The organism is Paraburkholderia nodosa DSM 21604 (assembly GCF_000519185.1).
GTDB lineage: Bacteria > Pseudomonadota > Gammaproteobacteria > Burkholderiales > Burkholderiaceae > Paraburkholderia > Paraburkholderia nodosa.
Window position 1 is genome coordinate 159050 of record NZ_JAFA01000012.1, and the last position, 26692, is coordinate 185741.

The following is a 26692-nucleotide window of genomic DNA, read 5'->3' on the forward strand; positions in this document are numbered from 1 at the left end:
CTCGCGCTCAACGCGCACTGACCAGATTGCGCGGCTTGCCTTCGTAAAACGCCGCAATATTTTCAACGAGTTGATCCGCAAGCGCCTGCATGGCTTCATCGCTCGCCCACGCAACGTGGGGTGTGAGGATGAACGCCGGATGCGAGACGATGGCCTGAAACGGATGATCGGCAGGCAACGGTTCCTGCGTCACGACATCGAAGCCCGCGCCTGAGATCGCGCCGCTTTGCAGGGCGTCCACCAACGCCGCTTCGTTCACGAGTCCCCCGCGCGCCGTATTGATCAGCAAGGGCCGCCGCTTCATGCGCGCGAACGCCGTGGCGTCGATCAGATCGCGCGTTTCCACGGTGAGCGGACAGTGCAGCGTGATGATGTCGCTTGCTTCGAGCAGCGTTTCGAGCGGCACGTAGCCCGCTTGCGCGTCGTTGCGCGTCTTGCGCGCGGCGAACAGCACGCGCAGACCCAGCGCGCGTCCCATTTGCGCAACGGCCTGTCCCAATGCGCCGTCGCCGATGACGCCGAGCGTCGAACCCGCGAGATTGCGGATCGGAAAATCAAAGAAGCAGAACTGTCCCGATTCGAGCCAGCGGCCTGCGCGCACGGCATCGCGATACGCGGCCAGGCTGCGGCGCAGCGCGAATATCAATGCGAACGTATGCTCCGGCACGCTGTTGCCGGCGTAGTCGCGCACGTTGCGCACGACGATGCCGCGCGTCGCGCAGGCGTGCAGATCCACGTTGTCCGTCCCCGTAGCGGCGACGGCGACCATGCGCAGGCGGGGCGCGCCAGCTAGCGCTTCGGCGCTGATGCGCGCCTTGTTCGTGATGACGATGTCGGCGTTGCGAATGCGGGCGGCGATCTCATCGGGCGCGGTGCGCTCGAAGGTTTCCAGGGTGTGGTCGAAAGGCAGCGGACGAAGCCGCGTCTGGGGCGCGAGCGTCGCGCGATCGAGAAAAACGACGTGCATGGTGTCTGGCCTGAGCGAAAGAGGGGCAGTTCTTGCATTGTCGCGCACCGGGTGCCCGGCTGGCTTGCTCGATCCGCCAACTGAGTTTCCGATGAGGAAATTCGCAGCAGCGCCGCGCCAGAGGCGTTCGCGCAGCCTTTCCATTTGCTCAAGCCAGATTGAGCAAGCATCGATTATCAAAGGGTGCGGTCCGGTTCATCATGTCTCTCATAGTCAGTCGCAGACAGTCCGAAATAACCCCTTTCATGGGACCAGAGTCAGGAGCTTTGCATGGGATCAGAGTAAGCGCTAAAGCGCTAACTCTGATCGACAGCTAAAGCGCCAACTCTGGTCGACAGGAGACACAGCCATGCCACGACCACTCGAAGGAATCCGCGTTCTGGAGCTGGGACAGCTCATCGCGGGTCCGTTTGCTGGCCGCATGCTCGCCGAGTTCGGCGCGAGCGTCATCAAGGTGGAGCCGCCCGGCGTGGGCGATCCGTTGCGCAAGTGGCGCCTGCTGCACGACGGCACGTCGGTCTGGTGGGCCGCCCAGTCGCGCAACAAGGACTCCATCACGCTCGATCTGCGCACGCCCGAGGGGCAGGACGTGATTCGCCGTCTCGTGTCGGAAACCGACGTGCTGATCGAAAATTTCCGCCCCGGCACGCTCGAAGGCTGGGGCCTCGGCTGGGACGAACTCAGCGCGATCAATCCCGGCCTCGTCATGTTGCGCGTTTCGGGCTACGGGCAGACGGGCCCGTATCGCGACCGGCCCGGTTTCGGCGTGGTCGCCGAAGCGATGGGCGGCCTGCGTCACCTGAGCGGTGAGCCGGAGCGCACGCCGGTGCGCGTGGGCATCTCGATCGGCGATTCGCTCTCCGCGCTGCATGGCGTGATCGGCATCCTGCTGGCGCTGCGGCACCGCGAGCAGCAGGGCGGCAAGGGCCAGGTCGTGGACGTCGCGCTCTACGAGTCCGTCTTCAACATGATGGAAAGCCTGCTGCCCGAGTATTCGGTGTTCGGCGCCGTGCGCCAGCCGGCGGGCAGCAGCCTGCCCGGCATCGCGCCGAGCAACGCCTACCGCTGCAGCGACGGCAAGTACGCGCTGATCGCGGGCAACGGCGACAGCATCTATCGCCGCCTGATGGAGTTGATTGGCCGCCCGGACATGGGCAACGATCCGGCGCTCGCGCAGAACGACGGACGCGTCGCGCAGGTCGAGCGCATCGACGCCGCGATCGGCGAATGGACCGCACGGCACACGCTCGACCAGGTGCTCGCGGCGCTCAACGAAGCGCGCATTCCGGCGGGCCGCATCTACGATGTCGCGGACATCGCGGCCGATCCGCATTACCACGCCCGCGAGATGATCGTGGACGACACCTTGCCCGACGGCACAGCGGTGCAGGTGCCGGGCGTGGTGCCCAAGCTGTGCGGCACGCCAGGTACGATCGAGCGCAGTGCGCCGAAGCTCGGCGAGCATACCGACACGGTGCTGGAATCGATAGGCGTGGACGCCGCAACGCGCGAAGCATGGCGCGCGCGCGGTGTGATCTGAATGGAGAGCGGCAAGATGACGAGCGGAAATAAAGAAAACTTCAAGGGCAAGGTGCTGTATCTCAACGAAGTCGCGACGCGCGACGGCTTCCAGAACGAAGCCACCTTCATCGACACCGACGACAAGATCGCGCTGATCGACCGCCTGAGCGCCTGCGGCTACGCGAAGATCGAAGTAACCTCGTTCACGTCGCCCAAGGCGATCCCCGCACTGCGCGACGCCGAGGCGGTGATGCATGGCATCAAGCGCGTGCCGGGCGTCGTCTATACGGTGCTTGTGCCGAACGTGCGGGGCGCGGAGCGCGCGCTGTCGTGCAACGTGAATGAAGTGAATCTCGTGATGTCGGTGAGCGAGACCCACAATCGCACCAACCTGCGCATGACGCGCGAGCAGTCGTTCGCGCAGTTGCGCGACGTGATCGACGCGGTGCGCGGCACCGGCGTGGCGATCAATGTTTCGCTCTCCACAGCAATGGGCTGCCCGATGGAAGGCGACGTGCCCGTGGAGGACGTGCTCGGCTGGATGCAGCGTTTCGCCGAACTGGGCGTGCAGGGCGTGACGCTTTGCGATACGACCGGCATGGCGCATCCCGCGCAGGTGCGTGCGTTGTGCGAAAGCGCTGCGCAGGCGTTCGGCGCGCTCGAACTGACGCTGCACTTCCACAATACGCGTGGCATGGCGCTCGCCAACACGCTTGCTGCGCTCGATACGGGCATCGTGCGCTTCGACGCCTCGCTCGGCGGCCTTGGCGGCTGTCCGTACGCGCCGGGCGCGAGCGGCAACGTGTGCACCGAAGAACTCGTGCACATGCTCGAACTCGACGGCTACGACACCGGCGTCAATCTCGCCGCCGTGCTCGATGCCGCCGCGCTGTTGCCCGGCCTGATCGGCCACGACGTGCCCAGCCAGATTCTCAAGGCCGGCCGCCGCCTCGACCTGCATCCGGTGCCGGAACAGGCGCAGGGCATGCCCGTACAACGCGCGTACTCATGACAAGGAGCGAAGCATGGCGTTGATCGACCACCTCGACCATCTGGTGCTGACCTGCGTGGACCCCGAGGCTACGAAGCACTTCTATACGGAAGTGTTGCAGATGCAACTGGAGACCTTCGGCGCGGGGCGGCTCGCGTTTCGCTTCGGCAACCAGAAGATCAATCTGCATGTGCGCGGTGCGGAATTCGAGCCCAAGGCGCATGTGCCGGTGCCGGGTGCCCTCGATCTGTGCTTCATCGCCGCGGTACCGCTCGATGCGGTGATCGCGCACCTCGCAGAGATGAACTGGCCGATCGTCGAAGGTCCGGTCGAGCGCACGGGCGCGACGCAGAAGATTCGCTCCGTCTATGTGCGCGACCCGGATCTGAATCTCATCGAAATTTCCGAGCCGATCTAGAGCGGTTTATCCCTCTCGCCAGTTTTCGCCGTTTTCGCCGTTGAGCCGGGGGGCGCCGGTTGGGCGGCGAGCACGCCGGCCCGCGTGGCCGGCACGCGGGCGTGCATCGCAGCACGTCCGCCTCTCCATTCCCACATCTGCACTTCCTCCCAGGCCCGCGATGCAGGACAATCGTCTCTCGCGCCGGCTTTGCCCCATTCATCATGGTCAATCCACTTCACTTCGATCTGCAGTCGCTGCGGGTCTTTCTGCTCGTCGCGGAACACGGCAGCCTCACCAAGGCCGCCGAGCACGGGCAGCTCACGCTTTCGGCCGTCAGCAAGCGCATTGCCGAACTCGAAAGCGTGACCGACTGCGCCTTGTTCCTCCGTCGCGCGCGCGGCGTGGATCTCACGCCCGCGGGGCATGCGCTGCTGGAGCACGCCACGCGCGTGGTCGATCAGGTCAATCGCATGGCCACCGAAATGAGCGATTACGCCGCCGGCGTGCGCGGGCACGTGCGTATGTGGGCGAATACGTCGGCGATCGTGCAGTTTCTGCCCGTCGATCTCGCTTGCTTCCTGAATGAGCATCCGGGCATCAAGGTCAGTCTCGAAGAGCGGCTGAGCCACGAAATCGTCGAGGCGCTCGGCGCGGGCAAGGCCGACCTCGGCGTGTTCGCCGACAATGTGCCCGCGCCCGGCATCGAGCGGCGGCTCTATCGCCGCGACGAACTCGTGCTGCTCGTGCCGCGCAGTCACCGCTTTGCGCAACTCGACGTGATTCGCTTCGCCGATACGCTCGACGAAGACTACGTGGGCCTGAGCGATGGCAGCTCGCTGCTCGCGCGCATGACGGACGCGGCATTTGCCATCGAGCGATCGCTGAAGCTGCGCATCCAGGCCTCGAACTTCGACGGCGTGTTTCGCATGATCGAAGCGGGGCTGGGGATCGGCGTGCTGCCGCGCGACGCGGTGAGCGACGAGCGCGGCAAGGCCGGCGTCGTCAAGGTCAAGCTGGCGGACACGTGGGCTACGCGCACGCTTTGGGTCGGTATGAAGGCGGATAGCGCGCCAAGCTCGGACATCGTGAGCCTGTTCGACTACATGTCGGCGCGCGCGGCGCAATGAAAATCGGGGCGACCCCGCATGACGCGGAGGCCGCCCCGTTGATAGAGGGACGCTCGAGGCATCGGCCGGTCAGACCGGATTGATCTCGTCCTGGCTGCGCCGCGTGGTGAGGGGGCCGAGCGCACGCAGGGTCACGGCGACGATGGCCAGCGCGACGGAGATCACGCCGAACATCGCGATCGGGCCGTGCTGCGTGAGCACCGGCAACAGGATGAACGGCAGGGCGCTGCTCATGATGCGCGAGAGCGAATAGGTGCTGCCGATCGCCGTCGAGCGCACGCTGGCCGGGAAAATCTCGGCCTGGTACACGTGGTAAGCGTTGCTGAACACATTCGACGCGCAGGTCGTCAGCACGCCGAAGCAAACGATCAGCGCAGCCTGTCCCGAGTACGCGAAGCCAAGGCCAAAAATCGCAATGGAGATGAGCGAGGCGATCACGAGCGTGCGGCGCTCGATCCAGTTGAGCAGCGGCACGGAGAGCAGTGAGCCGATCGGGTAGCCGAGAAACGAAAGGGCGACGAACAGCGTGCTGCCCGTCACGTCGATGCCGCGGCTTTTCACGACGACGCCCGCAAGCGTGCCGAAGCCGTAGTAGCCGAAGGCCTGGAACAGGTGAAACACGACGAGCATGATATAGCGCTTGTCATAGGGCGCGCGCCGCAGTACGGCAATGCGCTCGGAGAGACGCAGCGGGTGCTGGCGCGTTTGCGGTTCGGCGAAGCGCTTCGGCATCGGCGCACCGGCGCTTTGCGCGAAGCGGCCCAGCATCGCATAGGCTTCGTCGGCGCGGCCTTGCGCCAGCAGCCAGCGCGGGCTTTCCGGCAGGCGATGCTGCACGGCCAGCACGAACAGGGCGCCGAGGCTGCCGATGGCGAGAATGATGCGCCATCCCGCCATGCCGGCAGGATGGATCGGGTTGAGCCAAACCGCGAGGAAGCCGACCAGCGGCACCGCGACATACGAGGTGGTATAGGCCCACGCGGCCATCCTGCCGCGTTTTTCCTTCGGGAGGATTTCCGAAAGGAAGCTATCGGCCACGGGATAGATTGCGCCGACGCCCACGCCGGTCAGAAAGCGGCAGACCACGAGCATGGTGGCGTTCACGGAAAACGCGGCGAGCAGCGAGAACGCGCTGTACCACACGAGCGTGAACAGGAAGGCGCGCCGCCGGCCGATGCGGTCGGCGAGACTGCCGAGGAAAAGCGAGCCGAAAAACATGCCGACGAAGGCGGAGGCCAGCAAGAGCTTGAACGCGAGGCTGTGCGCATCGAGTCCGTATTCGTTCTGCAGCGCGGAGCCGATCGAACTGACGAGGAAGATCTCGTACATGTCGAAGAAGAGGCCAATGCCGATCACCCACACCACGAAGCGGTGCAGCGCGCCCACGGGCATGTCGTCCATGAAGCTGCTGAGCGTGACGCCTTGGGTGCTTTGAAACGGGGCTTCCGCAGCGAGCGGGCGGCGTGGCGCTTCGCCCGGCGCGCTGCCGCCGAGGTCGAGGGGATGGCTGTTCATGCTGTCTCCAGTATTTTCGATGCCGCGTCACGAGCCGCGGTCGGCGCGCAACTCCGTACGAACGGTACGGAACAGGCGTGATGGCAAGTGTGGGAGATTTTCGCGAGCGCGAAAATTGAGGAAGGGTGAAGCGTGCTTTCCCGCCGGGAAAGGCTGGGGCGGGGCGGCGCGTTCGCGGCGCGCCTTTGCGCCCGAACTGCGCCCAACTTTGCTTTTGCGAGCCCCGGAGAGGCGCCGCAGTTGACGATGATCCGCGTCGCGGCTGCGGTCCGTCATACCATCACAGGGCGCCCCTGGCGGAGGTAAATGGCGATCGGCTAAAGCGAATCTATCCATGAAGCCACAGCGGCGTTCACGTCGTCCGGGCAGTCCTGCATGATCCAATGCCCCGCGTTGGACCATGCTTGCACTTTCGATTTTGGGTGGGAGAACCACGGCCGCATGGCGTCGGCCTGGACTGGGTCGACACACAGGTGATAGAACGGGACCTGCAAGCCTGCACAGAATCTTGCGCTCGCGTCTCCGATGCCTATCTGATCGTCGCCGAAGAACAAAGGGGCGAAGGATTCGCGAATGACGTGCAGCGGCATGGCTTGCAGCCGGCTCGCGTGCCGACGCTTGTGAGCCGGATCGGTCGCGGGCCCGTAGACGCGCTCGAACAACGCGGCGACGACGGCGCGAGGATCGCCTGTGTTCAGCTCATGCGCAGTTTTCTCGAAGACTTCAGCGGCATCGCCCGAAAATCCAATTGGCGCGTCAACGGAGACGACGGCGCTGACCAGATCGGGCCGGCGCGCTGCGAGACGGGCTGCGATCTGGCCGCCCATCGAATGTCCCACGACGATGAATCGCTCGTTCGGGTAGCGCGTCGCAATCAGCGCCTCGATGTCGGCAACATAGTCCTTCGGCGAATAAGCGCCGGACGGCGGAACCTCGGACGCGCCGTGCCCGCGCAGATCAACGGCGACGACGTGATACCTGCGCTCGAAGAAGTGCAATTGCTCACTCCAGTCCTGGGAATCGCAGGTCCAGCCGTGCAAAAACATCACGTTCTTCCCAGTGCCGCGGTCCGATGCAGAAAGTCGTGCAGTGGATACGTTCGTTGGAACAGCGAAATCGGCTACGTCGAGTAGTGCCGAACTGCTCGGGCCTGCTTCCATTCTGTATTCTCCGTGGTGATCGAGCCGATCGGGCGCTTTGCGCCCAGGCAGAGCCATTCAGGCGCCAGGGATCGAAGCAATATGCGTGATACTCATGGTATACGTTGGAGATCTACGGTCAATTACGCACCGCGAAGTGCGTAGATATACAGGAGGATATCTGTATGGCTTGCGAGGTTGACTCGGTATTCTTTGCGGACTGTGCCGCGCGTTCGTTTTTCGATCAGGTGGCCAACAAGTGGTCGGTGATGATCCTGACGCTGCTCACGGAGAAACCGACACGGTTCAATGAAATCAAGCGGCGGCTGGAAGGCATCACACACAAGGCGCTTACGCAGGCTCTGCGGCGTCTCGAGCGCAATGGTCTGATTGCGCGCGAAGTGATCCATGCCTCGCCGGTGGCGGTCGAATATTCGATTACCGAATTGGGGCGCACGCTGCAAGTGCCGTTTGGCGCCGTATATGATTGGTCGATCAAGCATCTGGACGAGATTGAGCACGCCCGGGATGCCTACGATCAAAGGGAAGGTCAGTGACTTCGATTAAACAGGATGTCTAAGAATCAGAGAAATGCGGTTCGCCGCCGACACATTCCACCAGAAATGCCATGACGGCCTTGACGGCCGGCGTGCGACGGAGGTCGGGATAGGTCACGAGCCAAAGCGGCGTTTCCGGCGGCGCTGCGGGCCCGCCGACCCTGACGAGTGCCGTGTCGCCATCGCCGATCATCGTCGGCAGGAGCGCGACGCCGACACCGTTTCGAGCCGCCGCCTGCTGGCCGATCACATCGCCTGTTTCGAATACGATGGGGCGCCCGTCGAGATAGACGCGCAGCCAGCGCTGATGACTCACATGATCCAGTGACGCGTCATAAGCGATGAACTCCCATTGCGCCGCGGGGCGCGAGGCGTAGTCATGGCTGGCATACAAGCCGAAGCGGATCGCCCCGATCCGCCGCGTGACCAGGCTGCCTTCCTTGGGCTCGACCATCCGGATGGCAACGTCGGCGACACCGCGATCCAGTGGTGCGATGCCGGCGGCACCTTCCATGACGATCTTCACAGTTGGGTTGGCTTCGCGGAACGCGCGCATGTGCTGCGCGATGCAATGGCTGCCGAGGGTAGGCGGCACGCTGATGCGTACCGTGCCGGACAACGAGGAGGAAGCACGCAACGCATGGGCCTCGACCGCCAGCGCGCCTTCGACCATTGGTGCGGCCAGCGCGGCGATCGCTTTGCCGTCCTCGGTCAGGCGAACGCTGCGAGGCAGGCGATAAACGAGCTTCAACCCGAGTGCCGTCTCCAGCGACGCGACACGCCGCCCGATGGTCGCATGTTCGACCGACAGCGCGCCCGCGGCGCCGGAGAGCGTCCCCACGCGCGCGAGCACGACAAAGTAGCATAGATCCTGCCAGTCGAACATGGTTATTTCCAGACAGAATGTGTGAGCAAAGAGGGAATTCTCCTCTGAATGGGACCAGTCTAAGCTCGTTCGTCAAGGACGTCCGAAGGGGGCGTTCATGGACTCAGGAGATTCGCTATGCATTACGAACTGACTACGCTGTCGTCGCACATTTTGAAGCTTCCGCAGGTGATCGCGAATGCGCAGACGTGGCTCGATCGTCCGGTGGCCACGGGACGCAGGCTCGGGATCTGGACCTCGGAAAACGGCCGGCTCGGAAGCGTGCGCGTTCTGCGCGGCTTTGCCGATGCGGAAGAACTGGCGCGCGAACGGTACCGCGAGTTGCACCATCCCGATCCGTTCGGGGCCGCCAGCAGTGCGTGTACGTTCGAGAGCGAGAGCTACGCCGGTTTTCCGTTTCTCCCGGCCGTCGAGCCGGGAGTGTTCGGCAAGTACTACGAGTTCCGGACCTATTGGCTCAAGCCAGGCGGACTGACGCCGACCATCGAGGCATGGAAGGCGGCGATGCCCGAGCGCTCAAAACGGTCGCCGCTGACACTCAATATGTATGCGCTCGATGGCGCGCCGCGCATCACGCACATCTGGCCTTGGAACAGCCTCGATGAGCGCATCGCGATTCGCGCCAAATCGTTTGCCGACGGCATCTGGCCGCCGAAAGGCGGACCGGAGCAATTCCACGAAGCGACTTCCACGATCTGGATTCCGACCGTCGACTCGCCGCTTCGTTGACTTCGTCCGGTAGCTTGCCGATCGCGCTCTGAGTCGGGTTCGATTGCGAGTCAATTGCGGTAACTAAAGGAAAAGCTGACGGGCGCTAAACCGGGCTCGACGCCGGCGGGCTGCAGCATGTCATCTTCGTTGGCCGGATGCTGCGCGGCCAGGGCGCCGCCCGGGGCATCTCCGGGTGACGCCAGGCGGAAGCGCCGGCGATGCTGACGCAGCGCCCGCGCGAGTACGGTGGTGGCGTCCGGGGCCGAGGCCGCCGGCACGACGCGCAGGCGCCCATGTTCCCAGTACTCGATGGTCACGTCGTATTCGAGCAGCAGCGCGAACACGGCGGGGTGCTCGCGTTTCGCGTCCGCGAGCGACGGGCAGCCACGCTTCAGCGCCGTGAGCGTCCAGCGCACGTAGATGGGGTGACCGAGGGCGTGCGCGACGTATTCGAGCGCTGCCTCCGTCGCCTGCGGCAGGCGCTGCGGCGGCCTACAGACGCCGAGACGAGGTGAGGGGGATGTACGAAGGTCAAGAAGCGCCCGTAGTCAGTGCACGGCTTCGCGGACATGCCCCTTCGGTAGCCGCTCAAGGGTGGCGACGTGTAAGGGGCGACGACTGCCGTGCGTTGAGTGCAGACGATTGTCATTGTTCGAAGCGCGCTTCGAGGAGCCCAATGTAGGGTTCCGCAGCGACAAGTAGTCGATAGTCTCAATTCGGTCCGGCCATTGCGATTTGACCTGCGCCTTGCCGCGCCGAACGGGTCAAGCAGGCGCCGTGCTGAGCGCGTTCCAGACCACTCGCGTTGCATGCTTGAACGAGCGCAGGTTCGGTGTATTGCGCCCCGCACGCCGCAGGAACACGATCAAGCCCTGCCAGTGCGAGTAGATGAGCGCGCCTCGTATCTGACATTCACTGGTGGCGAGCTTCGGATTCATCTGGGCGACAAGACCGCTGAACAACGTCTGAAATTCGCCGCTGACCGCTTCGTCCATCTCCCGCACCATCTCGTGGTGCTCGGCGAGGCACCAGACTTCAAGTGCGAAAGGGCTCACCACATTCCCGGGACCCGTGAGGGCATCGAATGTCTCGTCGAGAAGCGCTTCAAGCCGCGCTTCCGGTGCGCGTGACGCATCTTCGGCGATTTGCCTGAAACGGCTCAAATAGCGCTTGGCTAGTTCGGCAATGGTTGCCTGCAAAAGCGAATCGCGGCTGCCAAAGTAGTGCTGCAAGGTCGCGAGTCGCACCTCGGCGGCGGCGGCCACCCGCCGTTGTGTGAAGCCCGCGTTGCCTTCGTTTGCAAACACACGTATCGCCGCCTCGAGAATCTCGGGCACGCGCGTCTCGCGCCGCCCGCGTTGTGCTCCCTTCTTGTCGTTTTCACCGGCGCAATCGAGCGCAATGGTCAAAGATTTCATCGTATTTGGTCAGACGACTGGGTATTGTTGCGCGTAAACATTGCGGTTGACCAATTGTACGCTTTTTCCAGTGGACGGGCGGCATGCGTCGAATTCCCGTATCAAAGCGTTTCTACTAGGTGAAAAGCCTGGCCATCCCATTCTTGCGTTATTGGTCATGTGACAACTATTATTTGGTCAAAAGACCAAGGCGTGGTGATGCCAGGAGAACTGCGATGAGAAGCCGAACGGATTCCCTGCATGGAATCGTCGACAAGTGGTTGGGGCCTGCGGGAGTGAGCGCCACGGTCAGGCGCGAGCGGGCCTGCGCGAATCGCTGCATACGCATCGAGGTCGCGCGAGGGGCCGAGACGTTGTCGATGCGATTTTTCCGTCACGTAGACGGTTCATGGCGGGTGTTCCCCCCAGCCCGTCCCGGACCCTGTATGGGCACGCAGGCACTGCGGAGCTGACTCGACGCGAATTCGGATGAGGACGAAGGCAATGCCCAAGAGACGGACGAACACCCGCATGCGACTCGTTCGCTGGGTCGAACGCAAATTCTGGCCGATCTCCCGCGCTGCGGCGCGCGGCGCTGGCTCATGGCTGCTCTATATCTGGGCGTCGAGCCAGATGGCGGATCCCGGCGGCTTGCCGATCGACGAGGCGACCATCGAACACTATCTCGGGACCGGCCGCCGCCGGGACTAGCCAGGGCTGGAGGGTATTCGTCACTCCTTGACAGCAAGCCGATCGCGATGCAGTATTCGTCATCGAAGATCAAAGGTTGAACCAATGACTTTTGCGGAGATCGGCATGCCAGTCATGCATCCGGCGACTAACCCTGCGCACGGCAAGGCGGCGCAAAGACATGAGGAGAAAGAATGAAAAGTGCACTTGAGGGTCTCAAAGTCCTCGATTTCACTCAAATGATGAATGGCCCGTTCGGAACCATGCTGCTCGGTGACTTCGGTGCAGACGTCATCAAGGTGGAACCGCCGCAAGGCGACACGATGCGCCTGACAGGCGAGACGTTCCTCGGCAAGGATGCGGTGTATTTCCTGACGCTGAACCGCAACAAGCGCAGCGTCATGATCGATCTGACGACTGAGGAAGGGCAGCGCCTTGCCCAGAAAATGGCGGCGCAGGTGGATATCGTCGTCGAGAATTTCCGGCCGGGCGTTGCCGAAAAACTCGGCATCAGCTACGAGAAGCTCGTGCAAGACAACCCTCGCCTGATTTACTGCTCCACGTCCGCATTCGGGCGCACAGGATCGGACAGCATTCGCCCGGGCATGGATCCCGTCGTCCAGGCGATGTCGGGGATCATGCAACTGACCGGCGATGCGCAGACCGGGCCGCTCAAAACGGGCATGCCTTATTCGGACCTCATCACGCCGCTGCTTTCGACCATCGGCGTACTCGCTGCCGTCGAGGCGCGCCATCACACCGGGCGGGGTCAGCGTGTGGATCTTTCGATGATCGACGCAACGATCTTCAGCATGATTCCGCGCGATGCCTATTACTTCGCGACCGGCGAAACCCCGGGGCGTATCGGCAACGCGCACTGGCAGATCGTGCCGTACAACACGTACGCGACTTCGGATGGGCGCCATATCATGGTGATCGCGCACACGGACAAGTTCTGGCGCGTCCTTGCGAGCGCAGTCGGTGCAGACGAACTGCTGGCGGACGAACGGCTCGGCACGAAAGAGGGGCGTTTGGCGAATCGGGAGATCGTCGATTCGGGGCTCGCGGCCGCGTTCGCAAAAATGCCGCTCGCGCATTGGAACGAGAAGCTGCTGGAGGCGCAGGCGATGTTCTCGCCGGTGCTCAACTTCGAGGAGGTCTTCGAAGATCCTCGCGTGCAGCGCGATCTCGTGGCGGAACTCGATCACCCGCACGCGGGCCGGTTCAAGGTGGTCTCGAACCCGATCGGCCTGTCCGACACGCCTACGCTGATTCGTCGTCCGCCCCCGACGCTCGGTCAACATACCGAAGAAGTGCTGCGTGAATTTGGCCTCGCATCTGAGGTGAAGGCATTTGCGAACGATGGCGGGGCGCAGTGATGAGCGAAATCCGCCCCACGATTCCTGAAGCAGCCAGCAACCTGCCGGCGCTTGGTCAGCACGAGCCGCCGCTCAAAGGCGTGCGCGTGCTCGATCTGTCGCGCGTACTTGCCGCTCCGTTCTGCGCGATGATGCTTGCGGATCTCGGCGCGGAAGTCACGAAGGTCGAGCACCCGAAGGGCGGCGATCAGACACGCCATTGGGGTACCGCGATCCAGGGCGGCGAACGCACCTACTACCTCGCGATCAATCGCAGCAAGCAGTCGGTCGCGATCGACTTCTCGAAGCCCGAGGGCGCTGCGCTGATCAAGGAACTGGCGCGCGAGAGCGACATTCTGGTCGAGAACTATATGCTCGGCACGCTCGATCGTTACGGACTGGGCTACGAGGCGCTCAAGGCCGAGAATCCGCGGCTGATCTACTGCTCGGTGAGCGGCTATGGCCGCACCGGCCCGAGCGCGGCTCGCCCGGGCTACGACTCGGTGATTCAGGCCGAAAGCGGTCTCATGTCGATCACCGGCGAGCCGCACGGCGAGGCATCGAAAGCCGGGGTGCCGATTTGCGACATCACCGCGGGCATGTACGCGACTCAAGCGATTCTGGCTGCATTCGTGCGCCGGTTGCGCAATGGCCACGGCGAGGCGATCGACATTGCGCTGTTCGACTGCACGCTCGCCAATCACGTTTCCGTGGCCGCCAACGCCTTGCTGCTGAAAACGCCGCCCGGTCGTTACGGCAATAGCCACGCGGACATCATCCCGCAAGGGCTCTATCACGCCGCGGACGGCCCGCTGATGTTCCATGTGGGCAGCGATGCGCAGTTCGCGCGCTTCAGCGCGGACGTTCTCGGTCTGCCCGGGCTCGCGCACGACCCGCGCTTCCTTAATAACGACGGGCGCCGCGCGAACCGCGACGCGCTCGACGAAATCATGTCCGAACGTTTTCGCACACGCTCGCGTCACGAATGGATATCGCTTTTCCGCGCGGCGGGGGTGCCGGCGGGGCTCGTGCAAAACGTGCTCGAGGCGCTGACCTCGGAGGAAGCGAAGTCGCGCGAACTGGTCCGCGAAATCGATCATCCCACCGCCGGACGAATCAACCTGGTGGGGTCGCCGCTCAAGTTTCGAGAGGCCTCACTTGCGCCGCACAAGGCGCCGCCGCTGCTCGGCGAGCACACCGACCGGGTGCTCGCCGAGCGCCTGGGTCTCGATGCGGACACGATCGCCCAGTTACACACGGCGCACGTCATTTACTAAGGAGACACGATGCAAGATCAATCCGCCGCCGCGCAGGCATTTCCGATGCGCCGCTGTCCGTTCGCACCTCCCGCGCAATATGGTGAAATCCGCGAGAAGGACGGTCTGTCCCGAGTCACGATGCCGGATGGCACGCCGGCGTGGATCGCGACGCGCTACGAAGACGTGCGCGCGATTCTCGGCGACAACCGTTTCTCGACGGTTCCTTCTACGCCGGGATATCCGTTCATCGCCCCGGCGCGCGCGTCGCTGCTGATGAACGAACATCCGCCGACCATCATCCGCATGGACCCGCCGGAGCATACGCGTTACCGCCGCATGTTGACCAAGGAGTTCATGGTTCATCACGTCGAGGCGATGCGTCCGGAATTGCAGCAAACCGTCGATCTTCTGCTGGACGAACTGGAGGCGAAGGGTTCTCCCGCGGACCTGTTCGAGGACTTTGCACTCGCGGTGCCAACTACCGTGATCTCGCGCATTCTCGGCGTCCCCTATGAGGATCGCGAGTTCTTCCAGGAGCGCAGCAAGGCCAAGCTGGATCTCACCGCCGACCCCGAGGTGCCGGTGCGCGCGGGCACGGAAATGCGCGAATATCTCGACAGGCTGATCACGCAGAAGATGCAATCGCCCGGCAATCGCAGCGACTTGATCAGCCGTCTCGTGACGAGCCAGGTCGTGCCCGGCCACATGACGCGTGAAGAGGCACTCGCGACCATCGAGCTACTGCTGATGGGTGGCCACGAGACCACCGCGAACATGATTGCGCTCGGCACGCTGTCGCTTTTGACGAATCCCGCACAGAAGGACGCGCTAGTGTCCGATCCCACGCTCGTGACCAACACGGTCGAGGAAATGCTGCGCTTTCATACGATCGTCCATTACAACGGACCGCGCGTCGCGCTCGAGGACGTGACGGTGGCCGGCACGCTCGTCAGGAAGGGCGAGGGCGTGCTTGCTCTCATCAGTGCGGCCAATCGCGACCCGAAGCACTTCCCGGAACCCGACGCATTCGACATTCATCGCGAAGCCCGGCATCACGTCGCGTTCAGCTACGGCGTGCACCAGTGCCTGGGTCAGCCGCTTGCGCGTGCGGAATTGCAGATCGTTTTCACGTCGCTGTTTCAGCGCCTGCCGAAACTGCGGCTCGCGATGCCGCTCGAAGACCTCAAATTCCGACACGACGCCTTTGTTTACGGAGTGGACGCGCTGCCAGTCGAGTGGTGACGCACGCTGCGTGCGCGGCACGGGCTGCCGGCGCACGCCTCCCAATATATTGAGCTGCTAGATCAGCAAGGAAATGAAATGAAAATCATGGTCGATGCAACGAAGTGCGTCGGAGCGGGATTGTGCGTGGTGGCCGCGCCGAAGGTGTTCAGCCAGAACGAGGACGACGGTCTCGTCATCGTGCTGCAGGAGAATCCGCCACCCGAATTGCACGAATCGGTGCGTGAGGCGGCGCGGCTGTGTCCGGCGCTCGTCATCACGTACGAGGACGATTGAGTATTTGCGAGGCCATGACATGACAGCGGCAGGTATCGTGATCATTGGAGCGGGGCAGGCGGGCTATCAGCTTGCGGCCTCGCTGCGCGAAGCGGGCTACACGAAGCGCGTGGTGCTCGTCGGCGAGGAGCCGGAACTTCCTTATCAGCGTCCGCCACTTTCGAAGGCGTATTTGGGCGGCACATGCGAAGCGGAGAATCTCACTTTTCAGCAACAGCCCTTTTATACCAGGGCCGGGATCGAACTGATACTCGGCGAACGTGTTTCGCGGATCGACCGCGACGCGCAGTGCGTGTGGACGATCGGCGGACGCCGTATCGACTACGAACAGCTTGTGTTCGCCACGGGCGCGCGCAACCGCGCGTTTGGCGCGGCGCCGCGTGTGAACGGTCTGATCGATCTGCGCACGATGCGCGATGCGGGTGCGTTGCGCGCGGCGCTCGGGCAGGCGCGCCAGCCTGTGGTGATTGGTGCGGGCTTTCTTGGCCTCGAATTCGCTGCGGTTGCGGCCGCGCAAGGCGTGCCTGCACATGTGATCGAGGCTGGCCCCGCACCGATGAGCCGAGTGGTGAGCGCGCAGGTCGGTGAGGCGTTCAGGGCACATCACGAGGCGCTTGGCACGGGTTTCACGTTTAATGCGAACGTGCACTCGATCCACGCGCAAGACGATCGCGTGAGCGCGGTCGAGCTGACGGACGGTACGCATATCCAGGCGGATCTCGTCGTGCTCAGCATCGGTGTCGTGCCGAACGTGGAATTGGCGCAGGCAGCCGGCCTCGAGGCCGACAACGGGATTGTCGTGAACGCGTCGCTCGCCACAGCCGATCCGAACATCTACGCGCTGGGCGACTGCGCATCGTTTCCATCGCGCTTCGCCGGCGGGCGTTGCCGGATCGAATCGGTGCAGAACGCAGTCGATCAAGCGCGCTACCTGGCCACGCGCCTCGCACCGAAGGAGCCGGCTGCAGCCAGCCCGTACGACGCCGTGCCGTGGTTCTGGAGTGATCAGGGTGGAGCGAAGCTGCAGATTGCGGGCCTTGGCATGCGACGCGCCGAGGAAATCGTGCTGCGCGGTGATTGCGGTTCCATGCAGTTCTCTGTTTATGGTTTTGCGCAAGGCCGTCTGATTTCCGTCGAGTCCGTGAACCGGGCAGGCGATCATATCGCCGCGCGACGTCTCATTGCGGCGGGCGCGCCTGTCACCCCCGCACAGGTCGCCGACGAGACTTTCAATCTGCGCTTGCTGCTCGAAACTTCCGTCTCTTCATAAGGATTCCTGAAATGCAGACTGGATTATCTTCATCACAGTATGCCGCCCTCGGTGAGCAGAGCACGCGCTTCATCGGCTCGGAGCACCGCATGTTGATCGACGGGCGCTGGGTCGAGGCATGTTCCAGCAAAACCTTTGACGTATTCGATCCGGGTACTGGCCAGGTAGTCGCGCGCGTGCCCGAAGGTGCCGCAGAGGACATCGACCTCGCCGTCAAGGCCGCGCGCCGCGCGTTCGAAACCGGGCCCTGGCCGCGCATGAAGCCTGCGGAGCGCACGCGTCTCCTGCTCAGACTTGCCGACCTCATCGAAGAGCACGGTGACGAGTTCGCCGAAATCGAAACCGTGGACAACGGCAAGCCGCTCGCAGTCGCGCGGCGTGGTATTGCCGGCACGGCGGAGATGGTGCGCTATATGGCGGGCTGGGCCACGAAGCTCAATGGCGAGACGGTAAGCGTCTCGCAGCCCGGTGAATGGCATGCCTATACCCTGCGTGAAGCCGTGGGCGTGGTGGGGCAGATCATTCCATGGAACTTCCCGCTGTCGATGGCGATCTGGAAGCTGGCGCCCGCGCTGACCGTTGGCTGCACGGTCGTACTGAAGCCCGCCGAGCAGACGCCGCTCAACGCGCTTCGGCTCGGACAGTTGTTCGAGGCTGCGGGGTTTCCGCCTGGCGTGGTGAATATCGTCACCGGCTTCGGCGCGACGGCCGGCGCGGCGCTCGCCACGCACGCGGACGTCGACAAGGTCGCCTTCACCGGTTCGACGGTTACGGGCAAGCGCATCGTAGAGGCATCGCTCGGCAACCTGAAGAAGGTCTCTCTGGAGCTGGGCGGCAAATCGCCGGTGTTCATCTTTCCCGATGCGGATATCGAGCGCGCAACGCCAGCCGCTGCCAACGCCATCTTCTTCAATAGCGGGCAAGTGTGCTCGGCCGGCTCGCGTCTCTACGTGCATAGGAAGGTATTCGACCGCGTAGTCGAAGGCGTGATCGCGTACGGTGACAAGCTGGTGGTGGGCCACGGCCTCGACCCGGCGAGCCAGATGGGGCCGGTCATTTCACGCGCCCAGAAGGAGCGCGTCGAACACTATGCCGCTCTTGGCGAACGGGAGGGCGCTCGCCGCCTCGGCGCACCGCGTGCATTCGATCCGGACGGGTATTTCGTCGCGCCCTCGGTGTTCGTCGAGACTTCGTCGAACATGGCGATTCGCCGCGAGGAAATCTTCGGGCCGATCGTCTGCGCGATGCCTTTCGACGACGACGACCTCGAGCACATCGCCTCCGAAGCGAACCAGACCGAATTCGGTCTTTTCGCCGGTATCTGGACGCGCGATCTCAGCGTGGCGCACAAGCTGGCGCGGCGCATTAAGGCCGGCTCGGTGTCGGTCAACGCGCACATGGTGAACGAGCCTGCATTGCCGTTCGGCGGCTACAAGCAGTCGGGATGGGGGCGCGAGCGGGGCCGCGAAGTGCTTGAACTGTACACATCGCAAAAGAGCGTGGCAGTGAACCTCGATTGATGATGGCTCTGCCAGCGCAGCCACGCAAAAAGAAAACAAGAGCAGGAGACGCTATGACAACCTTTGACATCATCATTGTGGGCGGCGGTTCGGCAGGCTCGGTGCTCGCCCATCGCCTGTCCGCGGATCCGTCGCGGCGCGTGCTGCTTTGCGAAGCGGGAGCGGATCTGCCCAACGACAAGCTGCCCGGCGCCATTCTCGACAGCTACCCGGGCACCGCGTATCTGAATCCGAGTTATCTGTGGCCCGGGTTGTGCGTCACGACCGTTGCCGCCGATCCCGGCTCCAGCGCGCCGCGCAAGCTGCGCAAATACGAGCAGGCGCGCATTCTCGGCGGGGGCTCGTCCATCAACGGCCAATTCTTCAATCGCGGCGCGCCGTCCGACTACGATGACTGGCACGCGCGCGGCGTGCAAGGCTGGAGCTGGGAGGACGTTCTCCCGTACTTCCGGAAGGTGGAGCGCGACCTCGACTTCAGCGGCCCGCTGCACGGCGCGTCGGGACGCATCCCGGTGCGCCGCATCATGCCCAATGTATGGCCCGGTCACGCGAGCGCGGTTGCGTCCGGGCTCCGGCAAATGGGCTACGATTTTTTGGCGGATCAGAACGGGGATTTCCGCGACGGCTACTTTCCGATTGCGATATCCAACGACGATGAAAAGCGCGTGTCGGCCTCGATGGCTTACCTCGATACCGCAACCCGCGCACGCCCGAATCTGACGATCTGGGCTGGTACGGAAGTCGCCGGTCTCGTGTTCGAGGGCCGTCGCTGCGTCGGGATCCGGCTCGAGCTGCCCGGACTGCCCGCCGAGGTACGCGCGAAGGAGGTCGTGCTCTCGGCGGGCGCGTTGCAATCGCCCGCCATTCTGATGCGCTCGGGTATCGGGCCGGCGGCTCATCTGTGCGAACTCGGCATAGGCATCGTGGCGGCGCTCGAGGGCGTTGGCCAGCACTTGATGGAGCACCCGTCGATCGCGCTTGCCTCCTTCATTCGCAAGGGGGCGCGCGTCAACGCGGCGACACGCAGGCATATCCTGACCGGCTGGCGGTATTCGTCGCAAATCGGTGGTGCACCGGCCGGCGACATGTTCGTGTCGATCGTCACGAAGACTTCATGGCATGCGGTGGGCGAGCGCATCGGTACGATGCTCATGTACGTGAACAAGCCGTTCTCGAACGTAGGCGAGGTGCGGCTCGCATCGCCCGACTGGCGCACGGCGCCGGACATCGATTTCAACATGCTCGCCGACGAGCGAGATCTGCAGCGCCTGATGGACGGCTTTCGCCGCATGGCGGCCGTGCAGGCGCTGGCCAGCGTGCGTGCGGTGACGGCTGATCCGTTTCCGGCCAGCTACAGCGAGAAGGTGCGCCAGGTTGCCATGCTGAGCCGGCGTAACAAGCTCGTCACGGATCTGCTGGCCGCGCTGCTGGACGGTCCCGCGCCGCTGCGCAGCCTGTTGATGCGCAAGGTCATCTCGGGCGGCGCGACGCTCGCCGAGCTGCTCGCCGACGAAGCTGCATTGCGCGCGTTCGTACGCAGTGCCTGTGTGGGCGTGTGGCATCCGTCGAGCAGCTGCCGCATGGGGCCGGAAAGCGATCCGCTCGCGGTCACCGACAACGCAGGGCGTGTGCGCGGCGTGGAAGGCCTGCGCGTGGTGGATGCGTCGATCTTTCCGCACATTCCGAGCGGCAATCTGAACTTCCCCGTGATGATGGCCGCGGAGAAGGTCGCGGACATGATGATCGAACAGCCGCGTTTCGCAGCGGCGCGAACCGCGTGACCCGCCGGAAGTCGCCGGCGCTGCCGGCGATCCGCGCGACGGTTACGCGGTTTCAGGAATGAGCACGGCGCGGCCGCGAATGCGGCCGGCCTCCAGGGCATCGAAGGCTTGCAGTGCGTCGGAGAGCGCGAAGCGTGTGACGAGCGGACGGATGGCGCCACGCCGGGCCAGTGCGATCACCGCGGCGAGGTCGGCGTAGGTGCCGCCGTAGGGGCACATGACCGTCACGCCACGCGGCAATGCGTTGCGCGCGGAGCGGGCGACAAAGGGCAGGGTGCCACCGGAAAGGCCGACTACGCGGATTGCGCCGTAGCGGCCGACGATGGCAGCCGCGGTGCGCAGTGTCTCGTCGGTGCCCACAAAGTCGAGCACGACGTCGGCACCGAAGCCGGCGGTCATCGCCAGGATTGAGTCGATGAAGCCTTGCGAGTCCGCGCGCAGTGTGATGTCGGCCCACGGGCGTGCGGCTTCGATGGCTTTGTCGCTCAGGTCGACAGCGACGATGCGCGTGGCGCTCGTGGCACGAAGGATCTGCACGGCCAGATTGCCGAGTCCGCCGAGGCCGATCACGACGGTCGTCGAGCCGGGATGCAGCAACGTCGAGCAGGTGGCGATTGCGTGGTAAGGCGTAAGCGCGGCGTCGGTCAGGGTCGCAGCGATGGCCGGATCGAGGTCGCCGATCGCCATGAGCGCGCGCTCCGGCACGCGGACGTAGTGAGCCATGCCGCCGTCCTTCGTGACACCCGGCGTGGGCGGCGGCGCGAGGCGCGAGCCGGTGTTGCGGCAGGCGTTTTGACGTCCTGCGAGGCATGCGGCGCAAACGCCGCACGACCAGCAGGGATGCACCACGACGCGCTCGCCGGGCTGCCAGCGCGTGACGGCTTCGCCGCATTGCTCGACCACGCCTGCGATCTCGTGGCCGAGCGTCGTGCCGTCCGGGGTGCGCGAGTCGGTGGCGTTGCGGATGTGCAAGTCGGTCTGGCACAGGCCGGCGGCCAGTACGCGAAGCAGGACTTCGTCCGGGCCCGGCTCCGGGCGCGGGACGGATGCAAGTCCTACTTCGCCCTGACGCGCCAGCTTTACGCTGTGCATGGAGGAGCAACAGTTCTGATTGTTCATTTGGAATCCTTATTGACTGACTTTGGCGGTGATGGAGTTCGTCAAATAGTTTCGTGCGTCGTGCTTCCCTGACAAACGAGGCAAAACCCTTAGGAGGGCATTCTTGACAACGGAAAACGCAAGGTTTTATGATTGTGCCAAAGGTTCATCCAATGACAAAACGCGAGATCGAATCCAGTCGATTTCCCGCTTACCGGTTGAGGAGACAGTCATGAACGTTGCAAACCCGGCTGCGTCGTCGCGGCCCAATTCCCGATGGACTGAGGCGCTGTGGCAGACTTTTGCCGCCGTGGCGTTCGCGTGCTCGGTATCGGCCCACGCCGCAGTGCCGGCCGTGATCTGCTCGGTAGACGATCGCAGCGGAGCGGCGGCCGACACGGGAACGCAGGGCTTCGAGGCCGTGCAACTCGCGGTCGACGAAGCCAACGCGGCGGGCGGCGTGGCCGGCCACAAGATTTCGCTGATCTCGTACGACGGCAAGACTGACCCGCAACTCACGGCAACGTTCGCATCGCGCTGCGCCGAAGACGACAAGGCGCTCGTCATCATCGGCGGCAATCCGGCAGCACCGGCCGCCGCCATGATCCCGGTCGCGACCGACGACAAGATCCCGTACTTCATGCTGTCCGCGGGCACGGATTCGCTTACGAATCCGCCTGCGCCCTATCACTTCCGTTTCGGCCCGGCGAACCGCCAGGACGCCGCGGCAATCGCCGATTTGCTGGTGAAACAAGGCTTCAGGCGCCCGGCCATCATCAACAACTCGCTGCCGTTTGGCACCGACGGTGCGCGCGCGACCACCGCGGCGCTCGAAGCGAAACACATCACGGTCGTCGCGCAACAGACCTATGACGTCAATGCAACCGATCTCTCGCCGCAGTTGATCAACCTGCGCGAAGCGAAGCCCGATGTCCTGCTCGTGTTCCCCTACGCGGCGGACGGCGCGCGTGTGCTGCGCACCGCACGCCAGCTGAACATCAACATGCCGATCGTCGTGTCGCGCAGCGCGCTGCTGGACACGCTGCGCCACCTCGCCGGACCGGCGAGCGACGGCGTACTGGTGCCGGACACAGTGGACCCCGATCGCCCCGACGTGAAAAAGTTCTTCACGGACTTCAACGGGCGCTACGGTCCGCATCAGCCCACGCTCTATCCCGTGATCGGCTACGACGCGGCCAAGGCGGCGCTCCAGGTCATCGCGACGCCGGCGGTGCAAAAGGCGCTCGACGCGGGTGACATTGCCGGTGCGCGCCTCGCATTCCGCAACGCCGTGGATCAGCTGGGTCAGTTCAAGGGCCTGCAAGGGGAGGCGGCTGCAAGTTACCACTTCAGCGTACAGCAGCATCATGGTTCGCCTGACAAGAACTGGTATGTGTTCGTCCAGGTGGCCGACGGCGGCACGCGTCTCGTCAAGCCCGATCTCTCGAAATTCAAGCCGCTCTGATACGCGGATATCACCAGGCGCAGTGCCGCACAGGCGCGCCTGCGCCAAACGTATGAGGGTCCGATTTCATGGACAGGATGGCAGTCTTTCTCTTCGCAGGGTTGACGAACGGCAGCGTGTACGGATTACTCGGCTTGTCGCTTTCGCTCATCTACGGCACCAATCGCATCATCAATTTCGCGCAGGGCGAGTTTGTGATGCTGGGCGCCATGTCGGCAATCTTCTTCATGGTCACGTGCAGTCTGCCCACGCCTCTCGCCATTGGCGCGGTGATGATCGTGGCGCTCGTTGCTGCGCTCGCCCTCGAGTTCGGCGTTTATCGCCCGCTCGTGCGGCGCGGTGCACCGCCTTTGACGGTGATGATTGGGACACTGGCCGGCGCGACGATCGCGAGCGGGGGCGCGTTGTTGATCTGGGGCGCCAATCAGCTCTACGTGCCCAACGTCTTTTCCCTCGATCCGATCGCTATCGGTTCGGTCACCACCACCATGCAGCAGATCGCCATCGTCGTCGCCTTTATCGCGCTGCTCGCCATCACGTGGTTCCTGCTATACCGCACGAGCTTCGGGCTCAGTATTCGTGCAACCGGTGCGCAGCCGCGCATCGCGCAACTGATGGGGATTCGTTCGGAACGCGTCGTACGCTTCGGATTCGTGTTCAGCGCGCTCGTGAGCGGATTCGTCGGCGTGCTCGTCGGGCCGTTGCTTGGCGGTCAGGTGTCGATGGGCGTCGGGCTGACCGTCAAGGGCTTCATGGCGGCGATTCTCGGCGGCCTCGGCAGCCCGTTCGCGTCCGCGGCAGGCGGTCTCGCCATTGGGGTGCTCGAAGCCTTCGTGGCCGGCTACGGCAGCAGTCTCTACGCCGAGCCGATCATTTTCCTGGTCATCCTGATCGTTCTGCTCGTGCGCCCGTTCGGGCTGCTGGGCGACTTCGAGGCTGCTCGCCGATGAAATCCACCTCCCTTTCGCCTCGCGCAGTGCGGGTACGCCATGTGCCGCTGATTTCGCCAGCTTTTCTGGTGTTTCTGGGCGCCGCGTTGTGCGCGCCGCTCGTCATGACGACGGGCTTCCAGATGCGCCTCGTCTCGCTGATCGGGATTTATGCGATCCTCGGCATGGGCTTCAACGTGCTCTACGGCTATTGTGGTCAAGTGTCGATGGGACATCAGGGCTTTTTCGGGATCGCAGCTTATGCCTATGCGCTGTTCCAGACGAAGGCCGGCTTTTCCGTGATTGCCGCGGTTCCCGCGAGTCTCGTTGTGTGCGCGCTGGTTGCGTTGCTGATCGGCATTCCGCTGCTGCGGCTGCGTAGCCACTATCTCGCGATGGCGTCCCTGTGCTTCGGCCTCGTGATTTCGGGCGTCGCCAACCGCTGGATCGACGTAACGGGCGGCTCGGCCGGCATCCTGATTCCACCGCTCGCGATTGGCGACGAACCGCTGAGCCGCCTTCAGCTCTACTATCTGATCGTTGCTTCCGCAACGGTTGTGCTGATCCTGCAGAACGCCATCGTCTCGGGGCATTTGGGCCGTTCGCTGCAAGCCATTCGCGACGACGAGCGGGCGGCGGCTGCGCTCGGCGTGAACGTGCCTGTGCAGAAGCTGCGCACGTTCGTCTTCAGCGCGGTGCTCGCGGGGATTGCGGGCATCGGCTTCGCCGTGGTCAACCAACAGGTCAGCCCGAGCATGGCCGAGTTCCCTACTTTGGTTTCGATGCTCACGATCGCCGTGGTCGGCGGTCTTGCCACGCGGTACGGGCCAATTTTTGGTGCGATCGTCGTGGTGATCACGCCGCAATTCCTCGCGGACTTCGGCGACTTGCAAACGCTCGCCTATGGCGTGTGCCTGCTGCTGTTCCTGATCTTCATCCCCAACGGCTTGTCCGGCCTCGTCGTCTCGCTGTCGGCATGGCTGCGCGGCCAGGATTCCTCGGGCCGGAGCGGGCAGCAATTGAGCGACGGCGTGACCAAAGAGAACGGAGCCGGACAATGAACACTGGTGTAACGCAGCGCACGCCTGTCAATGGGGCCGTGTTGCTCTCGATCCAGGAGGGCGTCAAGCGCTTCGGCGGCCTGTGCGCGGTGGACAACGTGTCGTTCGACGTGCGCAAGGGCGAGGCAGTCGGCCTCATTGGACCGAACGGAGCGGGTAAGTCGACGACCTTCAATCTGATCACGGGTGTCGACGAACTGAGTGGTGGCGAGGTCTTCTACAACGGGGCGCGTATCACAGGCACGCCGCTACATCGGCGCAGCGCGATGGGTATGGCTCGCACATTCCAGATCGTGCGCCTGTTCGGCGGGCTCACCGTGCTCGAAAACGTGATGTTGGGCTTTCATCCGAAGCTGGTCGACGGCTTTCTCCCTTCGCTGCTGCGCAGGCGGCGCGTGAGCGAGGATGAGCGGCGCAACGTGAAGCGCGCACTCGAACTGCTGCGCTTCGTGGGACTTGAGCAGCGCGCCGACGATCTCGTCGTGCATCTGCCGCACGGCCAGCAGCGCCTGATAGAAATCGCGCGTGCGCTCGCGAGCGACCCCGCCATCCTGCTGCTCGACGAGCCGGCGGCGGGCCTGAACGACGAAGAGACCGCTGCGCTAGGGCGCATGCTGCGTCAACTGAACGAGGACGGGCTCACGATTCTGATCGTCGAACACGACATTGGCTTCATCATGAATCTGTGCCACCGCATCGTCGTGCTCGACCATGGCGCAAAGATTGCTGAAGGCGATGCGGCCGCGGTGCAATCCAATCCGAAGGTGATCGAGGCCTATCTCGGGGTAAGGGGGGCACATGCTCAAAATTGAGGGACTCTGCGCGGGATACAAGGGTACTGAGGCGCTGCACGGCATTTCGCTCGACATCCCGAGCGGTACCATCGTTTCAGCGGTCGGCGCGAACGGCGCGGGCAAGTCGACTCTCATCAATACCATTTCGCGCCTCGTGGACATCACGAAAGGCCGCATCGTGTTCGAAGGCAAAGACATTACGCGGCTTTCGGCGCCAGACGTGGTCGACCTCGGCATCGTGCAGGTGCCCGAGGGCCGCCAGGTTTTCGCGGCGCTCTCGGTGAGCGAAAACCTGCAACTCGGCTTTCACCGGTTGAGGCGTCGCCGTGACCCGGCGCTGTTTCGGCAGCGCCTTGATTACGTGTACGACCTCTTTCCGAGACTCGCGGAGCGCGCCAGCCAGCGCGCTATTACCTTGAGCGGTGGCGAGCAGTCCATGGTCGCTATCGGCCGCGCGCTGATGGCGGACCCGAAGCTGCTGCTGCTCGACGAACCCTCGCTCGGTCTTGCGCCGCTCGTGGTCGAGCGCATGTTCGAGGTCCTGGAGGTGTTGCGCCGCGCGGGGCTCACGATGCTGCTCGTCGAACAGCATGCCGATGAGGCGCTTCAACTCTCGGACTACGGCTATGTCCTTTCGGTCGGTCGAGTCGTCGCGCACGGCAAAGGCGAGTCGTTGCGACAACAGGACACCATCCGTCAAGCGTATCTCGGTTGACGGCAGCTACCAACACAGGAGAG

At 63.9% G+C, this 26692-nt stretch carries 26 protein-coding genes; 19 read left to right on the top strand and 7 right to left on the bottom strand.

Features of this window, described 5'->3' with window-relative positions; genetic code table 11:
• Positions 1–7: 7 nt before the first annotated feature.
• Positions 8–967, bottom strand: coding sequence for a D-2-hydroxyacid dehydrogenase (locus A3CW_RS0119680; protein ID WP_028205100.1), 960 nt, complete (start codon positions 965–967; stop codon positions 8–10).
• Between the two features lie 349 nt (positions 968–1316).
• Between A3CW_RS0119680 and A3CW_RS0119685 the strand changes: the two genes are divergently transcribed.
• The 4 genes from A3CW_RS0119685 (at position 1317) to A3CW_RS0119700 (ending at position 5006) form a co-directional block, all read left to right on the top strand.
• The gene (locus A3CW_RS0119685; RefSeq protein WP_028205101.1) at positions 1317–2507 is read left to right on the top strand and encodes a CaiB/BaiF CoA transferase family protein; all 1191 of its coding nucleotides are present in this window, start codon (positions 1317–1319) and stop codon (positions 2505–2507) included.
• A 15-nt stretch (positions 2508–2522) separates the two neighbouring features.
• Complete coding sequence (locus A3CW_RS0119690) at positions 2523–3500, top strand: hydroxymethylglutaryl-CoA lyase (RefSeq protein ID WP_035513323.1); 978 nt, start codon at positions 2523–2525, stop codon at positions 3498–3500.
• 13 nt (positions 3501–3513) lie between these two features.
• Entirely contained in the window at positions 3514–3897 is a 384-nt protein-coding gene (locus A3CW_RS0119695) for a VOC family protein (RefSeq protein WP_028205103.1), read from the top strand.
• Positions 3898–4100: 203 nt separating this feature from the next.
• A complete protein-coding gene (locus A3CW_RS0119700) occupies positions 4101–5006 on the top strand; it encodes a LysR substrate-binding domain-containing protein (RefSeq protein ID WP_028205104.1) in 906 nt (301 codons plus the stop codon).
• A gap of 69 nt (positions 5007–5075) precedes the next feature.
• Here A3CW_RS0119700 and A3CW_RS0119705 read toward each other — a convergent pair whose 3' ends face one another.
• Together A3CW_RS0119705 and A3CW_RS46910 are read right to left on the bottom strand one after the other, a co-directional pair.
• Positions 5076–6521, bottom strand: a complete 1446-nt coding sequence (locus A3CW_RS0119705) for an MFS transporter (protein WP_028205105.1) — start codon at positions 6519–6521, stop codon at positions 5076–5078.
• 317 nt (positions 6522–6838) lie between these two features.
• Positions 6839–7681, bottom strand: a complete 843-nt coding sequence (locus tag A3CW_RS46910) for an alpha/beta fold hydrolase (RefSeq protein ID WP_081771724.1) — start codon at positions 7679–7681, stop codon at positions 6839–6841.
• A gap of 164 nt (positions 7682–7845) precedes the next feature.
• Between A3CW_RS46910 and A3CW_RS0119715 the strand changes: the two genes are divergently transcribed.
• Entirely contained in the window at positions 7846–8217 is a 372-nt protein-coding gene (locus A3CW_RS0119715) for a winged helix-turn-helix transcriptional regulator (RefSeq protein ID WP_028205106.1), read from the top strand.
• Between the two features lie 19 nt (positions 8218–8236).
• Here A3CW_RS0119715 and A3CW_RS0119720 read toward each other — a convergent pair whose 3' ends face one another.
• Positions 8237–9103, bottom strand: coding sequence for a LysR family transcriptional regulator (locus tag A3CW_RS0119720; protein ID WP_028205107.1), 867 nt, complete (start codon positions 9101–9103; stop codon positions 8237–8239).
• Between the two features lie 117 nt (positions 9104–9220).
• Between A3CW_RS0119720 and A3CW_RS0119725 the strand changes: the two genes are divergently transcribed.
• On the top strand, positions 9221–9832 hold the full coding sequence (locus A3CW_RS0119725) for an NIPSNAP family protein (protein WP_028205108.1): 612 nt from the start codon (positions 9221–9223) through the stop codon (positions 9830–9832).
• A 50-nt stretch (positions 9833–9882) separates the two neighbouring features.
• Here the strand turns inward: A3CW_RS0119725 and A3CW_RS0119730 are convergent, their stop codons facing one another.
• Together A3CW_RS0119730 and A3CW_RS0119735 are read right to left on the bottom strand one after the other, a co-directional pair.
• On the bottom strand, positions 9883–10230 hold the full coding sequence (locus A3CW_RS0119730; protein WP_028205109.1) for a hypothetical protein: 348 nt from the start codon (positions 10228–10230) through the stop codon (positions 9883–9885).
• A gap of 348 nt (positions 10231–10578) precedes the next feature.
• Positions 10579–11232: a TetR/AcrR family transcriptional regulator gene (locus A3CW_RS0119735; protein ID WP_028205110.1), complete on the bottom strand. Its 654-nt coding sequence runs from the start codon at positions 11230–11232 to the stop codon at positions 10579–10581.
• Between the two features lie 510 nt (positions 11233–11742).
• Between A3CW_RS0119735 and A3CW_RS0119740 the strand changes: the two genes are divergently transcribed.
• The 8 genes from A3CW_RS0119740 to A3CW_RS0119775 all read left to right on the top strand — a co-directional run bounded on the left by A3CW_RS0119740 (position 11743) and on the right by A3CW_RS0119775 (position 20607).
• A complete protein-coding gene (locus A3CW_RS0119740; protein ID WP_028205111.1) occupies positions 11743–11922 on the top strand; it encodes a hypothetical protein in 180 nt (59 codons plus the stop codon).
• A gap of 173 nt (positions 11923–12095) precedes the next feature.
• Positions 12096–13280 carry a CaiB/BaiF CoA transferase family protein gene (locus A3CW_RS0119745; protein WP_028205112.1) on the top strand — a complete coding sequence of 395 codons (1185 nt, stop codon included), beginning with the start codon at positions 12096–12098 and terminating at the stop codon, positions 13278–13280.
• Positions 13280–14536 (top strand): CaiB/BaiF CoA transferase family protein, encoded by a 1257-nt coding sequence (locus A3CW_RS0119750; protein WP_081771726.1) that lies wholly within the window; start codon positions 13280–13282, stop codon positions 14534–14536. The genes A3CW_RS0119745 and A3CW_RS0119750 overlap by 1 nt, the downstream gene beginning before the upstream one ends.
• Before the next feature lie 9 nt (positions 14537–14545).
• A complete protein-coding gene (locus tag A3CW_RS0119755) occupies positions 14546–15760 on the top strand; it encodes a cytochrome P450 (RefSeq protein ID WP_028205114.1) in 1215 nt (404 codons plus the stop codon).
• A 78-nt stretch (positions 15761–15838) separates the two neighbouring features.
• Positions 15839–16036 carry a ferredoxin gene (locus A3CW_RS0119760; protein ID WP_028205115.1) on the top strand — a complete coding sequence of 66 codons (198 nt, stop codon included), beginning with the start codon at positions 15839–15841 and terminating at the stop codon, positions 16034–16036.
• A 19-nt stretch (positions 16037–16055) separates the two neighbouring features.
• Positions 16056–17306 (top strand): NAD(P)/FAD-dependent oxidoreductase, encoded by a 1251-nt coding sequence (locus A3CW_RS0119765; protein ID WP_028205116.1) that lies wholly within the window; start codon positions 16056–16058, stop codon positions 17304–17306.
• Positions 17307–17317: 11 nt separating this feature from the next.
• Positions 17318–18826: an aldehyde dehydrogenase family protein gene (locus A3CW_RS0119770; RefSeq protein ID WP_035513275.1), complete on the top strand. Its 1509-nt coding sequence runs from the start codon at positions 17318–17320 to the stop codon at positions 18824–18826.
• 53 nt (positions 18827–18879) lie between these two features.
• The gene (locus A3CW_RS0119775) at positions 18880–20607 is read left to right on the top strand and encodes a GMC family oxidoreductase (RefSeq protein ID WP_028205117.1); all 1728 of its coding nucleotides are present in this window, start codon (positions 18880–18882) and stop codon (positions 20605–20607) included.
• A gap of 42 nt (positions 20608–20649) precedes the next feature.
• Here A3CW_RS0119775 and A3CW_RS0119780 read toward each other — a convergent pair whose 3' ends face one another.
• Positions 20650–21726, bottom strand: coding sequence for an alcohol dehydrogenase catalytic domain-containing protein (locus tag A3CW_RS0119780; RefSeq protein ID WP_211254069.1), 1077 nt, complete (start codon positions 21724–21726; stop codon positions 20650–20652).
• 211 nt (positions 21727–21937) lie between these two features.
• Between A3CW_RS0119780 and A3CW_RS0119785 the strand changes: the two genes are divergently transcribed.
• The 5 genes from A3CW_RS0119785 (at position 21938) to A3CW_RS0119805 (ending at position 26669) form a co-directional block, all read left to right on the top strand.
• Entirely contained in the window at positions 21938–23170 is a 1233-nt protein-coding gene (locus A3CW_RS0119785; RefSeq protein ID WP_028205119.1) for an ABC transporter substrate-binding protein, read from the top strand.
• A 68-nt stretch (positions 23171–23238) separates the two neighbouring features.
• Positions 23239–24120 carry a branched-chain amino acid ABC transporter permease gene (locus A3CW_RS0119790; RefSeq protein WP_028205120.1) on the top strand — a complete coding sequence of 294 codons (882 nt, stop codon included), beginning with the start codon at positions 23239–23241 and terminating at the stop codon, positions 24118–24120.
• Positions 24117–25160: a branched-chain amino acid ABC transporter permease gene (locus A3CW_RS0119795; RefSeq protein WP_081771727.1), complete on the top strand. Its 1044-nt coding sequence runs from the start codon at positions 24117–24119 to the stop codon at positions 25158–25160. The genes A3CW_RS0119790 and A3CW_RS0119795 overlap by 4 nt, the downstream gene beginning before the upstream one ends.
• Positions 25157–25972 (top strand): ABC transporter ATP-binding protein, encoded by an 816-nt coding sequence (locus A3CW_RS0119800; protein WP_051481585.1) that lies wholly within the window; start codon positions 25157–25159, stop codon positions 25970–25972. The genes A3CW_RS0119795 and A3CW_RS0119800 overlap by 4 nt, the downstream gene beginning before the upstream one ends.
• A complete protein-coding gene (locus tag A3CW_RS0119805; protein WP_028205123.1) occupies positions 25959–26669 on the top strand; it encodes an ABC transporter ATP-binding protein in 711 nt (236 codons plus the stop codon). Before A3CW_RS0119800 ends, A3CW_RS0119805 begins: the two co-directional genes overlap by 14 nt.
• Positions 26670–26692 lie beyond the last annotated feature (23 nt).

Excerpts from the sequence above, each read along its gene's own strand:
- A3CW_RS0119680 (WP_028205100.1), bottom strand. The coding sequence starts at position 967 with ATGCACGTCGTTTTTCTCGATCGCGCGACGCTCGCGCCCCAGACGCGG.
- A3CW_RS0119685 (WP_028205101.1), top strand. The coding sequence starts at position 1,317 with ATGCCACGACCACTCGAAGGAATCCGCGTTCTGGAGCTGGGACAGCTC.
- A3CW_RS0119690 (WP_035513323.1), top strand. The coding sequence starts at position 2,523 with ATGACGAGCGGAAATAAAGAAAACTTCAAGGGCAAGGTGCTGTATCTC.
- A3CW_RS0119695 (WP_028205103.1), top strand. The coding sequence starts at position 3,514 with ATGGCGTTGATCGACCACCTCGACCATCTGGTGCTGACCTGCGTGGAC.
- A3CW_RS0119700 (WP_028205104.1), top strand. The coding sequence starts at position 4,101 with ATGGTCAATCCACTTCACTTCGATCTGCAGTCGCTGCGGGTCTTTCTG.
- A3CW_RS0119705 (WP_028205105.1), bottom strand. The coding sequence starts at position 6,521 with ATGAACAGCCATCCCCTCGACCTCGGCGGCAGCGCGCCGGGCGAAGCG.
- A3CW_RS46910 (WP_081771724.1), bottom strand. The coding sequence starts at position 7,681 with ATGGAAGCAGGCCCGAGCAGTTCGGCACTACTCGACGTAGCCGATTTC.
- A3CW_RS0119715 (WP_028205106.1), top strand. The coding sequence starts at position 7,846 with ATGGCTTGCGAGGTTGACTCGGTATTCTTTGCGGACTGTGCCGCGCGT.
- A3CW_RS0119720 (WP_028205107.1), bottom strand. The coding sequence starts at position 9,103 with ATGTTCGACTGGCAGGATCTATGCTACTTTGTCGTGCTCGCGCGCGTG.
- A3CW_RS0119725 (WP_028205108.1), top strand. The coding sequence starts at position 9,221 with ATGCATTACGAACTGACTACGCTGTCGTCGCACATTTTGAAGCTTCCG.
- A3CW_RS0119735 (WP_028205110.1), bottom strand. The coding sequence starts at position 11,232 with ATGAAATCTTTGACCATTGCGCTCGATTGCGCCGGTGAAAACGACAAG.
- A3CW_RS0119740 (WP_028205111.1), top strand. The coding sequence starts at position 11,743 with ATGCGACTCGTTCGCTGGGTCGAACGCAAATTCTGGCCGATCTCCCGC.
- A3CW_RS0119745 (WP_028205112.1), top strand. The coding sequence starts at position 12,096 with ATGAAAAGTGCACTTGAGGGTCTCAAAGTCCTCGATTTCACTCAAATG.
- A3CW_RS0119750 (WP_081771726.1), top strand. The coding sequence starts at position 13,280 with ATGAGCGAAATCCGCCCCACGATTCCTGAAGCAGCCAGCAACCTGCCG.
- A3CW_RS0119755 (WP_028205114.1), top strand. The coding sequence starts at position 14,546 with ATGCAAGATCAATCCGCCGCCGCGCAGGCATTTCCGATGCGCCGCTGT.
- A3CW_RS0119760 (WP_028205115.1), top strand. The coding sequence starts at position 15,839 with ATGAAAATCATGGTCGATGCAACGAAGTGCGTCGGAGCGGGATTGTGC.
- A3CW_RS0119765 (WP_028205116.1), top strand. The coding sequence starts at position 16,056 with ATGACAGCGGCAGGTATCGTGATCATTGGAGCGGGGCAGGCGGGCTAT.
- A3CW_RS0119770 (WP_035513275.1), top strand. The coding sequence starts at position 17,318 with ATGCAGACTGGATTATCTTCATCACAGTATGCCGCCCTCGGTGAGCAG.
- A3CW_RS0119775 (WP_028205117.1), top strand. The coding sequence starts at position 18,880 with ATGACAACCTTTGACATCATCATTGTGGGCGGCGGTTCGGCAGGCTCG.
- A3CW_RS0119780 (WP_211254069.1), bottom strand. The coding sequence starts at position 21,726 with ATGAACAATCAGAACTGTTGCTCCTCCATGCACAGCGTAAAGCTGGCG.
- A3CW_RS0119785 (WP_028205119.1), top strand. The coding sequence starts at position 21,938 with ATGAACGTTGCAAACCCGGCTGCGTCGTCGCGGCCCAATTCCCGATGG.
- A3CW_RS0119790 (WP_028205120.1), top strand. The coding sequence starts at position 23,239 with ATGGACAGGATGGCAGTCTTTCTCTTCGCAGGGTTGACGAACGGCAGC.
- A3CW_RS0119795 (WP_081771727.1), top strand. The coding sequence starts at position 24,117 with ATGAAATCCACCTCCCTTTCGCCTCGCGCAGTGCGGGTACGCCATGTG.
- A3CW_RS0119800 (WP_051481585.1), top strand. The coding sequence starts at position 25,157 with ATGAACACTGGTGTAACGCAGCGCACGCCTGTCAATGGGGCCGTGTTG.
- A3CW_RS0119805 (WP_028205123.1), top strand. The coding sequence starts at position 25,959 with ATGCTCAAAATTGAGGGACTCTGCGCGGGATACAAGGGTACTGAGGCG.